The sequence below is a fragment of the Bradyrhizobium sp. NC92 genome (assembly GCF_025200865.1).
GTDB lineage: Bacteria > Pseudomonadota > Alphaproteobacteria > Rhizobiales > Xanthobacteraceae > Bradyrhizobium.
The window spans coordinates 4,743,267-4,757,413 of sequence record NZ_CP104171.1 but is presented as its reverse complement, the minus strand read 5'-3'; the positions used below and the strand labels follow the sequence as shown (position 1 = coordinate 4,757,413).

Genomic DNA, 14,147 nt, shown 5'->3' with positions numbered 1-14,147 from the left:
CTTGCGCCTTGTCATGACACGGTTCGGGTGCGATTTCACGCCCAATTCCGCCGGAGCTAGAGACGGTGGCGAGGTTGCATCGCCTCCTGCATCGGCTTAATTAGTCGATCGCAGCAGCCCCTCGCACGATCGCAGCCTGATCGGGGCTTATCCTCCAACGCAGAACGACATCTTCTCCATGAACGCTGACGCGACACCTCACAAGCTTCTCAAGGGTTCAACCGGTGAGTGGGAGATGGTCATCGGCATGGAGATCCATGCCCAAGTGACCTCGAACGCCAAACTGTTCTCGGGCGCGTCCACCGCGTTCGGCGGCGAGCCGAACAGCCACGTGTCGCTGGTCGACGTCGCGATGCCGGGCATGCTGCCCGTGATCAACGAGGAATGCGTCAGGCAGGCTGTCCGGACCGGGCTCGGCCTCAACGCGCAGATCAACCTGCGCTCGGTGTTCGACCGCAAGAACTATTTCTATCCCGACCTGGCGCAGGGCTACCAGATCAGCCAGTACAAATCGCCCGTCGTCGGCGAGGGCGAGGTGATCATCGATCTCGACGGCGGCAAGACCGCCACCATCGGTATCGAGCGGCTGCATCTGGAGCAGGATCCCGGCAAGATGCTGCACGACCGGTCGCCGTCGCTCTCCTACATCGATTTCAATCGTTCTGGCGTGGCGCTGATGGAGATCGTCTCGAAGCCGGATATCCGCGACGCCGAGCAGGCCAAGGCCTATGTGACCAAGCTGCGCTCGATCATGCGCTATCTCGGCACCTGCGACGGCGACATGGAGAAGGGATCCTTGCGCGCCGACGTCAACGTCTCCGTGCGCAGGCCCGGCGCGCCGCTCGGCACCCGCTGCGAGATCAAGAACATGAATTCGATCGCCTTCATCGGCCAGGCGATCGAGTATGAAGCGCGGCGCCAGATCGAGATCCTCGAGGACGGGGGCGAGATCGAGCAGGAGACGCGCCGGTTCGATCCCAGCAGGGGCGAGACGCGCTCGATGCGGTCGAAGGAAGAGGCGCACGACTATCGCTACTTCCCCGACCCCGACCTGTTGCCGCTGGAGTTCAGCCAGGAATTCGTCGACGAGCTGAAGGCGAAGCTGCCGGAGCTGCCGGACCAGAAGAAGGCGCGCTTCGTCGCCGATTTCGGCCTCTCGGCCTATGATGCGAGCGTGCTGGTCGCCGAGCGCGAGAGCGCGGTGTTCTACGAGACCGTGCTCGACAAGCTCGCCAGCCGTGCCCGCGACGGCAAGATGGCGGCGAACTGGGTGATCAACGAGCTGTTCGGCCGTCTCAACAAGGAAGGCCGGGATATTACGGCCTCGCCCGTCAATGCCGCGCAGCTGGCTGCGATCATCGACCTGATCGGCGACGGCACGATCTCGGGCAAGATCGCCAAGGATCTGTTCGAGATCGTCTGGCAGGAGGGCGGCGATCCCCGCGCGCTGGTCGAAAGCCGCGGCATGAAGCAGGTCACGGATCTTTCCGCGATCGAAAAGGTGGTCGACGACATCATCGCGGCCAATCCCGACAAGGCGGCGCAGGTGAAGGACAAGCCGCAATCGCTCGGCTGGTTCGTCGGCCAGGTGATGAAGGCGTCCGGCGGCAAGGCCAACCCGCAGAGCGTCAACGACCTGCTCAAGTCCAAGCTCGGCGTCTGAGCCTCACGTTCGAACGAGGTGACGGAGACGCGTCGTCACCTCGCTTTCGGTTCTCGCTGCGACGCTCGCGCGCATCCGCGAACGGCAACTCCATCCCGATCGACGGCGATGCGGCGGCCGAATCGCCGCCGCGCGATTCGCCCGAAACGGCGGCTTGAACGCGCTCCGGCGAGCGCCCGCGCCGTTAAGCATGAAAATATTTTCGTTGCCAAAAATCGCGACTCAGAGTCCGCGAAACGCCTTCGCGAGGCGATCGCGCGATTGCCGATGCGCATCGTGGCGTTGATCGCGCGCGATGCGCGCGTGCGAAAAAATACTTGTTGCATAGTGTTTTCGTGCAATCGCATCGTTCGCGAACGTCGATGATGCGAGCGCTCTGCATGATCGCAAGTGCACGTCGAACGAAGCGCCTGCGTCGCGCCCGCCAAGCGCACGCGCCTTGCTGCGTCAACACTTCTTTAAGCGAGAAGCTGTTTTTTTCTTCGTGTTGGTGTATTCGGGGTGAGTGCATTCGATCCCCGAGTGCACGCAGCGATTAAAGCCATCTCACACATCGGAGGGCAACATGGCCAAGAAAGCGAAGAAGGCGAAGAAGGCGAAGAGCGCAGTGAAGAAGACTGCGAAGAAGACCCGCAAGGTCGCGAAGAAGAAGAAGTAACTTCGCTTCTGAAGTTGCCGGCTCCAGATAGCCGGCACGTCATCAGCGCCTCCTACAGGTTCTGGTCGACGATAGAGGGTGTCGGCGAGACATCAGGTCAACGGTCGGACCGTTCTCTTTCGCGGTCCGGCAGAAGAAACGAGTTTTCTTCGTTCGGTGCGGTTCTCCTCAAACGGGCTCCGCAATTTCACGACAGGCCTTCGGGCCAAAGTGGAATCTGGTCCTGACGTGTTCGCCGACGCCCTCGTTCCCTTGAAGCCGGGGCATTGCCGGCATTCCTTTTCCCCGACATTGCTGATCTGAAACGCGCGACCTCATCGCGCCCTTGCTCGAACTGCCTTGGGGCACGCCCGGGCTGCGGCCTGATGCACGCTGTTCGCACGCCGCTTCTCCGTTCGCGGTGTCATCGCCCGGCTTGCCGCCTTCGCTGAAGCTTCGGCGCGCCGAGCACCCGTGTAAGCCTCGGCGTAGCCTTGGCGGAGCCGGGACCGGGCGATCCAGTACTCCGAGACGGCAGCGATTGAATCGATAAGCTGCGGCGTACTGGATTCCCCGCCTGCGCGGGGAATGACGGCACGGGGTGCGGCCACGACAGTGATCCGCCCTTCACATTCCAACCACACGACCCGCGCCACCGCGCGCGATGGTTATCGATGTCCTGAAATCCCAGGGTAAACCAAATCTGACGAATCGTAGAAGTGCCTGCAAATCAGGGACTTCTTGAATCCTCCGCGCACGCGCCGCGCGCCCCCGTTTACGTCTGCTTCATCGCGATACTTAAACTGCCATTCAAATTTGCCCGCCATCATCGCCTCCAACAAGCCGGCAAACGGCGATGGGGAAGAGTTGAACAGTGCACGATCCCGGGAAGGGTCATGCACATCAGAGTTGGACGGGAGCCGCGCTCGGGGGACGAGGCGGCATAAGAACAAAGGGGATGCGTGATGTTTCAGGGTACATTCGATCTGGAGACGGCAACGCCGGTCGATGCGAGCGCGCTGTCGGACGTGCTGTTCGAGCGCGGGATCTATTGGGCGAGCGGCCGCTCCGGGATCGTCGATCTCGTTGCCGCGCACAAATGGTTCAATCTCGCGGCGCTGAAGGGCCGCAAGGACGCCGTGGCGCTGCGCCAGGAAGTCGCCGGGCAGATGTCGGACGCCGAGATCTCGGTCGCGCAGCGCGAGGCGAGGGCCTGGGTCTGTGCGCACTGAGCGGTTCACTTCGCTTGGGAACCGACCTCGACCGGCCGGCACCATCGCGCCGAGGCGGGCCTCATGGTAAGGTTTGCACGGCAAACGAGGCCGGCGCTTCGCCGGCGCAATGCCTGCGCCAGATTTCGCTCAATGCCTCTTCGATATGTCGCGTCATGCGGACAGTATCGAAAAGCGGCCAAGTGGTCCGGCGCGTCGCCAGCTTGCTCCTGAGCGCGACCCGAAGCTCGGGATCGTGGGCGATCCGCAGTGCCAAGGCCTCGTATTCGTCCAGCGATCGCGTCACCAGCTCGGGAAGGCCGACGGCGTTCAGGAGACTGGCTGCAACGCGTCCGGCAAAGGTGGTGCCAAGGCACGTCAGAACCGGCAAGCCAGCCCAGAGGGCGTCGCTGGCCCCGGTGTGGGCGTTGTAAGGCAATGTGTCCAGGAACAGATCGGCGACCTGGTGGCGCGCCAGATGCTCGTCAGCAGGGACGCGCGGAGCGAACACGATTCTCTCGGCGGCAATCCCGCGCGCAACGGCTTCACGCTTCAGATTCTCCGTGGCGACCGGGTCTCCATCCAGCAGCCAAAGGACGCTTCCGGGGGTCCTGTCGAGCAGCCGCATCCAGACGCCGAACAGCGGGGGCGTGATCTTGGGGTTTCTGTTGAACGCGCAGTAGACCAACGCATCGTCCGCCAATCCGAGCTCGGTGCGGCTTGGTGGATTTGACGGGAGCGCTCGCTTCGCGTCGGTCGCCTGGTAGCTATTCGGAAGATAGATCACCTTCTCGGCGTAATAAAGCTGCTCCGTTTCGGGGATGACGATCCGGTCGGCCATGAGGTAGTCGACATAGGGGGCACCCATCGTGCCGGGAAAGCCGAGATAGCTGACCTGGATAGGAGCCGGCCGGCGCGCAATGATGTTCGGACGCGCACCGGCGGTGAAGCCGCCGAGATCGACGAGAACCTCGATCTCGAGCTGGCGGATCAGCTTGACGACGTCCTCGTCGGCGAGATGGCTGACATCTTCAAAGCGTTCGAATGCGGCCTTCAGGCGGTTGCGCATCTGGCTATCGTCGTCGGGCCCGTAGGAGATGGCGGTGATGTCGAAGCGCTCGCGGTCGTGCGCCTCGAAGACTCCGGCCATCAAATACGCGGTGGCATGATTGCGAAAATCGGCCGACATGTATGCGACCCGGAGCCGGGACGCCGGGCTCGGCGTTCCTGGCCTGACGGCGCGTCCGTCGGGGGCCACCTTGGCGACATAGGTCTTCGCGCAGGTCAATTGGCGTGCAGGCGATGAGGAGACATGAAAGAAGGTGAAGGGGTCGATCGGCACGTCCGCCTCGACAGCCTCGTCCATGGCGGCCTGTTCACGTTCGAAACTGCTCCAGTCGGCGCGCTTGCGCCTGCAGGCAACGAGGTTGCTCAGCGCAAACGGGAACGCCTTATCAAGTGCGACCGTTCGTTCCAGCGCCGCGATCGCTTCGTCGTCGCGCCCCAGCTGGCCAAGAACCTCAGACAACGCGAAATGGTTCTGGGGGTCGGCCGGTGCAAGCTCGATGGCGCGGCCGTAGCTGTCACGCGCTTCCTCGAGTCGACCAAGCTGCTGCAACGCGCTGCCTCGGTTGGCGAACGCGGCGCTCGACGGTGCGATCACTATGGCGCGATCAAACTCGGCTATGGCGTCGCGAAGCTGCTGCCGTGCAATGAGAATCGCTCCGCGATTGAGATGCGCGTCCGCGAAGTTCGGGGACAGGGCGATCACTTTCGCAAGCCAGGCGAGCGCATCATCCGGCTTGTTCAGCGCACGCAGCACGTTGGCATAGTTGAAAAGAACGTCGGGATTGCCGGGGTCGACGCGTGCAGCCTTCTTCAGCAAAGGCTCGGCGTCCGCAAATTGGCCGCGCTGGGCGTGCAACAGCCCCAGCATGTGGAGCGCGACGGCATGCGTTCTGCTCGCCTTCAGGATGGCCGTGTAGGCCCGTTCCGCATCCGGCAGATTGCCCGAGCGGTGCGCTGCAATTGCCTGGTCCAGAATAGTGGACGGATGGAGTGAGGAGGGGGCCGAAGCTCCCTTGTTGCGGCCTTGTTGCGGCATGTGATTGGGTATCTCGACCCCGATGTCGGGTCCGTGCTCTGGCGAAGAGGTGCAAAAAACACTAATCGCCTTTGTCGGAGAGAACAACGGCTCGCTGTTTCAGGGCAGGTAACGATCAGCTTGTTGCCAGATTGGCGTGCGAGGATGCAGGCCAGCTGGTGGAAATACAGCGCAGGCGGGACGATGGCGTGACGCGCCTCGGACGTCGCATTCCCGATCCGTCCCTTATATCTGTCGCTCTCAAAGCGTTTCAGGTGCAAAGAAACCCGCTCGCCCCAATTCTGCCGCTTGCGGCCCGCCTCCGTGTCGGGCATACCCGGCGTATTGGAGACGTGGCCGAGTGGCTGAAGGCGGCGGTTTGCTAAACCGTTATAGGCTTGTAAAGGCCTATCGAGGGTTCGAATCCCTCCGTCTCCGCCAGGTATATCCCATTGAAATAGCAGGTATTTTCCAGTGTGAGGCGCTCGCTTCGGGGTCGGAGGGTCGCCGAAAGCAGGCCGATCATCGCGCCGCTACACAATGGTCCATGGCAACCGGTCTCGCAGCCTGGCGAATCGACACAAGGAAGCCTCCTCACAAGCTCGAATCCGCTGTTCTCGATTGTGGCAAACCCCGGAAGAGGGGCCTATCCGAGTCCTCCCGCTGAAATCATGCTGCCGAGCATATGTTCAACCCGGCCGGCGTGGAGTACGTCACACCGTCCTTCCGCAGGATTGGCAATGTGCACGGTTCGATGCTGAACGCGGCGCCGGTCCATCGGTGTGAGGGGCGTCGCGAAAGGGTCTATTCCGTCGATGAGGAACATCGCAGCAATATTCAATGAGGCTCTCGCGGCCCTGAATGGGCGCGATCTCAGGATGGCCGAAGAGGGCTTCAGACGCGTCATCAAGTTCGAGCCGTCGCATGTTCCGGCGCTCAACCTGCTGACCATCGTTCTCATGAACACAAACCGGTTTGCCGAGGCCGAGCCGTTCATCGCGCGCGCCGTCAAGCTCAATCAAGGATCAGATGTCTCCTTCTATAATTACGGGCTGATCGCCAAGCAGCTCGGCAAGCCAGCGCTGGCGCACGAGCAATTCACCAGAGCCCTGCGCCTCAATCCCAATGTGAGAGAGAGCTGGAATAACCGCGGCGCGGTTTGCAACGTGCTCGAGCAATACGAGGCGGCGATATCCGACTTCGACAGAGCGATTGCCCTGGACCCGAACTACGCCGACGCCCATGCGAACAAGGGCAAGTCGCTGCTCGAGATCGGACGGCACGCCGAGGCGTTGACCTCCTACGACCGGGCGCTGTCGGTCAGGCCCGACCTGGCGGAAGCCTGGCTCGGCCGCGGCACGGTACTGGCTCGATCCAGCCGCCGCGATGAGGCTCTTGATGCCTATGACAAGGCGCTCTCCATCAGGGCAGATCTGGCGGAGGCCTGGATAGGCCGGGGCAATGTCCTGTACGGACTGAGGCGTCACGCGGATGCCTTCGCATCCTACGACCGCGCGCTCGATAGTGCGCCGCGAGCCGCGGCCGCCTGGCTTGGCAGGGGTAATGCGTACGCTGATCTCAAGCGCTATGACGAAGCGCTTGCAGCCTACGACAAGGCACTCACGATCAAGCCGGATTCGATTGAAGCCATGATTGGTCGCGGCAACGTCTTCGCGGGCCTTAAGCGCCGCGATGATGCTCTGGCGCTTTATGACGCGGCGCTTTCGATCAAGCCCAATTCGGCCGAAGCCTGGCTCGGCCGCGGCAGTGTCTTTCTGGATCTGCGGCGTCGCGATGAGGCGCTCGCCGCCTTCGACAAGGCGCTCTCCACCGCGCCGGACCTCGCCGAAGCTTGGCTCGGTCGGGGGAACGTGTTCGGGGACGTCAAGCGCCACGCGGAAGCGCTCGAGGCCTACGACAAGGCGCTATCCATCAGGTCCGACCTGGCGGAGGCCTGGTTCGGGCGAGGGAATATCTTCGCCGACCTTCGGCGCCATGACGAGGCGTTCGCGGCGTTCGACAGAGCGCTCACGCTCGATCGCGACCTGCCCGGAGTAGAGGGCGCGAGGCTCTATTCCAAGCTGAATTGCTGCGACTGGACAGAACTAGAGGCTGAGACAAGGCGCCTTATCGAATCCATTCGTGCGGGCAAGGGGGGCTGCCAGCCGTTCGCGCTGCTGTCGATTGCGGCATTGGCCGAGGACCAGCGACGAAGCGCCGATTTCTGGATCGAAAGGCTGCTTAACCTTGCCGGGCGCAAGGCCATCGACGGCGTCCCGGCGCAGGCTGACAAGATCCGCGTCGGTTACTTGTCGGCGGATTTTCGGACCCACCCGGTGAGCTATCTGGCCGCAGGTCTTTTCGAGGCCCACGATCGCACTAGGTTTGAAACGCACGCTTTCTCGATCGGCCCGGCCGAGGACAGCGATCTGCGCGCAAGATTGGAGCGAAGTTTCGATCAATTCGTCGATCTCCACGGGCGGAGCGATGATGACATTGTCGGCTTCATCAAGGCGGCCAACATCGACATCCTCGTGGATCTGATGGGGCATACGCTCGGGGCGCGGCTCGGTGTTCTCGCGCAGCGGCCCGCCCCCGTTCTTGCGGGCTATCTCGGCTTCGCCGGCACCGTCGGCGGGGCGTTACTGGACTATGTGATCGCCGACGAGAGCAGCATCCCTGCCGAGCATCGCAAGCACTTTTCGGAGATGGTCGTCTGGCTGCCGCACTGCTTCATGCCCCACGATGCCAAGGGGCGTGAAATCTCGCGTGTCGGGCTCGACAGGCGAGAGCAGGGATTGCCGGCCGAGGGCTTCGTCTTCTGCGGCTTCAACAACGCCTACAAACTGAATCCGCCGACGTTTCAGAGCTGGATGCGAATCCTGAAGGAGGTGGATGGCTCCGTCGTCTGGCTTTCCGATCTCCAGGATGTCGCAAAATCCAATTTGCGAAGAGAGGCCGAGGCGAGCGGCGTCGATCCCCAGCGCCTGGTCTTTGCAACGCGCGTCGCCTCCACTGCGGACCATCTGGCGAGACACCGCCTGGCGGATCTGTTTTTGGACACGGTGCCCTATAACGCCCATACCACCGCAAGCGACGCGCTCTGGGCCGGACTGCCGCTGCTGACGCTGGCCGGAGACGCCTTCGCGGGACGGGTCGCGGCCAGCTTGCTGCATGCCCTCGATCTTCCCGAGCTGATCACGCATTCTCGTGATGAATATGAGGGGCGCGCGATCGAATTGGCTCGCGATCATGAGCGGCTCCGCGGCATTCGAGAAACTCTGGAAGAGCGTCGTCTCACGTCGCCGCTCTTCAATACGCCTTTGCTTACCCGAAGCCTCGAAGAAGCTTTCGAAGCCATGGTCCGGCGGTACCGCGCCGGATTGGCGCCGGGTCACATAGAAGTTCCCGCGGCAGGTTCCGCGCTCTTTATCAGCGAATAAGTCATCGGCCGGACTGACCAGCCGATTGTCCCCAACCCACCGAGCGCGGACCAGATTCGAAAGATTCGCGCGCCCGGTTCGGAGCGAGTCGACGTTGTAGGGACGCCGAGGGGCTGCGTTGTTCGAACCGGGGATTTTTCAAGGCAAACGGAACCCCAAAAAATTCCTCTGAGTTTTCAAGTGCTTGCCCGGGCGCTTTGATCACAACTGCGTGTTATTTGTGCAACACCCATCGGAAAACAAGCGTTTGAGGCCCGGTCCGAAGCGTTCTTTTGTTGTGTGTGCAAGGACCTTCAGTAATTGTGACTGAGCGACGGAGGGGGGCATCCCGAGGTCGTCCCGTTCTAGGTGGTTCGCTTAAGTCCCTCGCGTTTCAGCGGGTGTGTCCGAAAACGCGAAGCGGCTAAGCGGTGGTTACAAGGGACAAGGGAACCAACCTTAGGGTGTCGTCACCCAGCGGATCCGGAACCTTCCCTATAGAGCAAACTTGGAGGTTTAACATGAAGTTTAAGAGCCTTTTGCTCGGTTCGGCGGCGGGTCTGCTCGCCGTTGGCGGAGCTCAGGCAGCCGATCTTCCCGTGAAGGCCAAGGCGGTCGAATACGTGAAGATCTGCTCCCTGTACGGTGCCGGATTCTACTATATTCCGGGTACCGACACCTGCATCAAGCTCGGCGGCTATGTTCGCGCCGACGTGCTGGCCAACACCAACAGCGACTACGGCATCGGTCAGGGTGCTCCCGGCGGCGCTAACAACCGTCTGGACAACTACTATCAGACCCGCGCTCGTTTCGACTTCAACGTCGATACCCGCACGGCGACCGAGTATGGCGTGGTCCGCACCTACGCCGATACGATTTTCTCCTGGGATACGACCGCGGTCACCGGCAGCAACCCGTCGACGTTCTCGACCGGTTCGGCTTCGCTCGGCCTCTACCATGCGTTCATTCAGTTCGCTGGTTTCACCTTCGGCCGCACGGTCTCGATCTTCGACACACCGTGGCAGAGCTATCCGGCTGGCGGTCCCGACTTCCTTCCGGGCGGCTCCAACAACGTCACCGGTGTGAACCAGATCGCTTATACGGCTGATTTCGGCCAGGGCATCACCGCTTCGGTGGCGTTGCAGGACCTGACGACCGCCGCAGGTGGCCAGACCAACCTCTATAACGCCAGCATCACTGCTGGTGGTCTCAGTGGCTTCACTTCGGCTTCGGCCGCCGGCGCTGCCTTCATCCAGGGCATCTACGGCACCAACGATTGGGGTGGCACGCGTATGCCCGACATCGTCGGTGCGGTTCGTGTCGACCAGGCTTGGGGTCTCGCCCAGTTCTCGGTAGCGGCGCACGAACTCCACACGGCCTACTACGGCACGACGGAACCCACTGGCCATCCCGACGACAAGTGGGGCTGGGCCGTGCAGGGCGCCTTGTCGATCAAGAACATCCCGACCGGTGCGGGTGACTCGATCAACTTGCAGGCGGTCTACACCGATGGTGCATCGCGCTACAACTTCCAGAGCCTGTTCCCGCAGAACATCTACATCTACGGCGGCAGTGGCATCGGTGCCTACCAGAGCCTCGGCTTTGCTGGTATTGCTGATGGCGTGTTCGGCACCGGTACCGGGATCGACACGGTCAAGACCTGGGGCTTCCGCGGTGGTTACACCCACAACTGGTCGCCGAACTGGGTGTCGGCCATCTACGGTGCCTATGCATCGCTTCGCTATGGCAACACGGGCAAGGCTCTGATCTGCGCGAACTTCGTCGCAGCCTACGGTGCCGCCACTGCCACGTGTAACCCCGACTTCAACCTCGCGGTTATCGGCGGTAACGTGGTCTGGACCCCGGTCAAGAACCTCGCCTTCACCGCGGACCTGAGCTATGTCTGGCTCGACCAGAAGTACTCGGGCACGATCGCGGGCGCTGCCACGGCGAACGCCGCGGTTGCGAAGCCGGCAGCCACCTACGAGCTGAAGGATCAGGGCAACCTGCAGCTTCTGCTTCGCGCTCAGCGCACCTTCTAAGATCGATCTTCGAATTGATCAGCGAACCCCGGCAGGAAACTGCCGGGGTTTTTCTTTGCGTGGATTCTAGAGTGATCTAGAAGCTGCGGTGGGGTGCATCTATTGGAGCTTCAGCGCGTGAAGGTTTTGACCGGACGGATGTTGGCCATGACAGCGGCATCGATGATTGCGACGGTCATCGCACTTGTTGCGCCTGCAGCTGCCGAACCCCTCGATCCCCGGTACCCGGTCTGCCTCCAGAAATGGGAGTGGGGTGGCAGCAGCAGGACTTACTGTAGCTTCCTGTCTTGGGAGGACTGCAGGGCCGCGGCTATGGGACTATCTGCGATGTGCCTGGCTAATCCATATTGGTCGCAGCCGGGCCAATCCGGTCCCTCCGGCGCCCCGCCCCGATGACCAGGACGTGGTGAATTGCCCGCGTGTGCCCGGGGCCGGCTTCGGATCTTCCGGCAGCAGAGATAACCGCACGAGAACGGGCTAGACTACCATCTCGGACCGTTCCACTCCTGGAAGGTGTAGGTTGGGTTCAAGCCGCAGGAAGCGCGGCTATTCCACGCTTCCGGCGCCGCGGCGCAGATCGGCCTCGATCTGCAGGCGGGTGCCGCCGCCGAAGCGGGCGCGGTAGACCTGAAGGTTCTCCATGATTCGCTGCACGTAGTTGCGCGTCTCGGAGAACGGAATCAGCTCGACCCAGTCGACGGCGTCGACCTTGGGGTCGCGCGGATCGCCGTAACGCTCGACCCACTTCTTCACGCTGCCGCGGCCGGCATTGTAAGCGGCGAAGGTCATGATGTAGGAGCCGCGATAATCCTCGAGCAGTCCGCCCAGCTCCGCCGAGCCGAGCGTGGCGTTGTAGACCGAATCGTTCTTCAGCCGTCCCAGGTCATAGGTTGCGCCATGGCGCTTGCAGACGTAGCGGGCGGCGTCGGGCGTCACCTGCATCAGCCCGTAGGCCTGCGCCGGCGACACCACCGACGGGTTGAATGCGCTTTCCTGCCGCGCGATCGCATAGACGATGCTGCGCTCGACCTCGGGGCCGATCGGCGTGAACTGAGGAATGCCGTTGACGGGGTAGGCATAGAAATCGAACGGCAGGCCGCGGTTGAGTGCGGCCTTGCCGAGCAGCAGCATGCCGCGCGCATCGCTATAGCGCTGCGTCAGCTCGCCGAGGCCGGCAAGCGCCTCGGGATCGCCGTTCTCGCCCATGTCGGCGAGCATGGGCACCGCGAGCTCGCGCTCATCGAGCTCGTAGAGCAGTTGCGCCGCGCGCACGATCTCGAGCCGCTCGGCGCCGCGCCCGCGCGGCTGGTTGTTGAGCTCGATCTGCGGCAGGCCGAGCTTTGCGCGCGCGAGCTGGCCGTAATAGCTGGTCGATTGCTCGGCCGCCCGCGCATAGGCGTTGCGCGCTTCCTGCTGGCGGCCCATCGCCTCGGCAGCGCGGCCCTGCCAATAGCCGGCACGCGCCAGCGTGGTCGGATTGACGCTGCCGACGCCGATGCGCGCGAAGTGCTGGGCGGCTGTCGTGGGGTCGTTGAGGAAGCGCAGCGCGATCCACCCGGCGGTGAACTCCTGCTCGGTCTTGTAGATGTCGCGCGAGGGCAGGGCGGCGTCGCGCGCGATCAGATAGGCGCTGCGGAATTCCTCGGTGTCGATCATCTTGCGCGCCAAGAGGCGCCGCTCGATCCACCATTCGTCGAGATTGTGGAGGCGACCCGGATCCTTCGGCGCGGACAGCATCAGCTGGGCGGCTTCAGTGAACTTCTCCTCGCGACGCAGGAGCTGGATCTTGCTGAAGACGAAGCCGGGATCGCTGTGCAGCTCGCGCGGCACCGCATCGAGCAGTGCCCGCGCGTTCGGCGCCTTCTTGACCGCGGCGATGCGGGCCTTGGCGAGCGCGACATAGCCGGCGCCGAGGCGCTTGGCGGCGCGCAGCGCCGCCTCGTTCTCGCTGCCGTAGAGCAGGTTGTCCATCCGCGCCTTCTGGTCGCCCGGCGTGAGCAGGGCGCCGAACTGGTCCAGCGCGTTGTTCTCGGTATCCTCCGACATCGGGTCGCCGCGCCAGGCCTCGCGCACCAGCCGCTCGGCATTGGCGCGGTCGCCGCGGGCGAGCATCGCCTTGGCGAGCGTGAAGCGGCCCTTGGCGGAAATGGGCGACTCGTTCTCGAACCACGACCACGCGACCGTCTCGTCGCGCCTGTCGTCCCACATCGCGGCCTCGAGGCGCCGGCGCAGGAAGGTCTGCGACGGCCAGCTCGGATTGGCGGAGAGGAAGGCGCGATAGCGTTCCACGGTCACGCCATTGTCGTCGCTGCGCAGGATGATCCATTCGGCGAGCTTTCGCGCGACCGGATCGGAGATACCGGCCGCGGCATTGGTGGCGTCGCCGGCCTTGCGCTTGCGCACGAGCTCGATGACGCTCTCCAGCGTGTCCTTGTCGGACTGCGACGTCGACGATGTCGCCGCGACGGCAGCCGGGATGACCGGCTTGCGCGGCGTTGCATGCTGGCGGGTTGCAGGCGCCAGCATGGGAGCTGCGGCCGGCCTCGCGGGGGCTGGCGCAGTCGGTTTGATGGTGGCCGTCACGGCCGGGGCGGGGGCTGCCTTGGGCGGCGCGCCGCTCACAGTCGGCGCCGCCTTTGGCGCGGCTGCAGGGGCTGCGGCCGCAGGCTTGGGTTTGTCGTTGGGCTTGTCCTTCGCCGGTTCCTTGCTGGCGTTCTTGCCGGCGTCGGGCTTCTTCGCGGCGTCCTTGGCGGGGGTGCCAGGCGCACCCTTGCTCGCGGCTTTCGCGGCGTCCTTGCCGGTTCCCTTGGCTGTGTCCTTCGCTGTTTCCTTGGTCGATCCCTGCGTCGATCCCTTGGTCGCGCCCTTCGCCGCGTCCTTGGCGGCCGGCTTGGCGGGATCCTTGGTTTCCGCGGCCGTCTCGTTGGACTTGGCGAGGGCGGCGCAGCCCATCGACAGCCCAGCCATCAGGCACACGGCCATACCCAGGGATCGCCATGCGGCAGAAGCAAAGGAGGTCACGGCGTTTCGTCGCCCCGAATCAGTGAAGTGGCTCAAGACCTAGCTGAATTTGCTTGAATATGCGGAGA

General features: G+C 63.3%; 7 protein-coding genes and 1 tRNA gene. 6 read left to right on the top strand and 2 right to left on the bottom strand.

The window, feature by feature from the left end; translation table 11 throughout:
• Positions 1–178 precede the first annotated feature (178 nt).
• Together gatB and N2602_RS22245 are read left to right on the top strand one after the other, a co-directional pair.
• Entirely contained in the window at positions 179–1,663 is a 1,485-nt protein-coding gene (gatB, locus tag N2602_RS22250) for an Asp-tRNA(Asn)/Glu-tRNA(Gln) amidotransferase subunit GatB (RefSeq protein WP_260379409.1), read from the top strand.
• Positions 1,664–3,265: 1,602 nt separating this feature from the next.
• A complete protein-coding gene (locus tag N2602_RS22245) occupies positions 3,266–3,532 on the top strand; it encodes a hypothetical protein (RefSeq protein ID WP_122402900.1) in 267 nt (88 codons plus the stop codon).
• Between the two features lie 61 nt (positions 3,533–3,593).
• Here the strand turns inward: N2602_RS22245 and N2602_RS22240 are convergent, their stop codons facing one another.
• Positions 3,594–5,615, bottom strand: coding sequence for a tetratricopeptide repeat protein (locus tag N2602_RS22240; protein ID WP_260379408.1), 2,022 nt, complete (start codon positions 5,613–5,615; stop codon positions 3,594–3,596).
• Between the two features lie 326 nt (positions 5,616–5,941).
• On the opposite strand from N2602_RS22240, the gene N2602_RS22235 reads away from it, so the two are divergent.
• The 4 genes from N2602_RS22235 (at position 5,942) to N2602_RS22220 (ending at position 11,454) form a co-directional block, all read left to right on the top strand.
• Positions 5,942–6,035, top strand: a tRNA-Ser gene (locus N2602_RS22235).
• Positions 6,036–6,472: 437 nt separating this feature from the next.
• Positions 6,473–9,037, top strand: coding sequence for a tetratricopeptide repeat protein (locus tag N2602_RS22230; RefSeq protein ID WP_260379407.1), 2,565 nt, complete (start codon positions 6,473–6,475; stop codon positions 9,035–9,037).
• 500 nt (positions 9,038–9,537) lie between these two features.
• Entirely contained in the window at positions 9,538–11,058 is a 1,521-nt protein-coding gene (locus N2602_RS22225; RefSeq protein WP_172783418.1) for a porin, read from the top strand.
• 138 nt (positions 11,059–11,196) lie between these two features.
• On the top strand, positions 11,197–11,454 hold the full coding sequence (locus tag N2602_RS22220) for a DUF3551 domain-containing protein (protein ID WP_311739355.1): 258 nt from the start codon (positions 11,197–11,199) through the stop codon (positions 11,452–11,454).
• A 150-nt stretch (positions 11,455–11,604) separates the two neighbouring features.
• Here N2602_RS22220 and N2602_RS22215 read toward each other — a convergent pair whose 3' ends face one another.
• A complete protein-coding gene (locus tag N2602_RS22215; RefSeq protein WP_260379406.1) occupies positions 11,605–14,025 on the bottom strand; it encodes a lytic transglycosylase domain-containing protein in 2,421 nt (806 codons plus the stop codon).
• Between the last annotated feature and the right edge of the window lie 122 nt (positions 14,026–14,147).

Excerpts from the sequence above, each read along its gene's own strand:
- gatB (WP_260379409.1), top strand. The coding sequence starts at position 179 with ATGAACGCTGACGCGACACCTCACAAGCTTCTCAAGGGTTCAACCGGT.
- N2602_RS22225 (WP_172783418.1), top strand. The coding sequence starts at position 9,538 with ATGAAGTTTAAGAGCCTTTTGCTCGGTTCGGCGGCGGGTCTGCTCGCC.
- N2602_RS22245 (WP_122402900.1), top strand. The coding sequence starts at position 3,266 with ATGTTTCAGGGTACATTCGATCTGGAGACGGCAACGCCGGTCGATGCG.
- N2602_RS22215 (WP_260379406.1), bottom strand. The coding sequence starts at position 14,025 with ATGGCTGGGCTGTCGATGGGCTGCGCCGCCCTCGCCAAGTCCAACGAG.
- N2602_RS22240 (WP_260379408.1), bottom strand. The coding sequence starts at position 5,615 with ATGCCGCAACAAGGCCGCAACAAGGGAGCTTCGGCCCCCTCCTCACTC.
- N2602_RS22220 (WP_311739355.1), top strand. The coding sequence starts at position 11,197 with ATGTTGGCCATGACAGCGGCATCGATGATTGCGACGGTCATCGCACTT.
- N2602_RS22230 (WP_260379407.1), top strand. The coding sequence starts at position 6,473 with ATGGCCGAAGAGGGCTTCAGACGCGTCATCAAGTTCGAGCCGTCGCAT.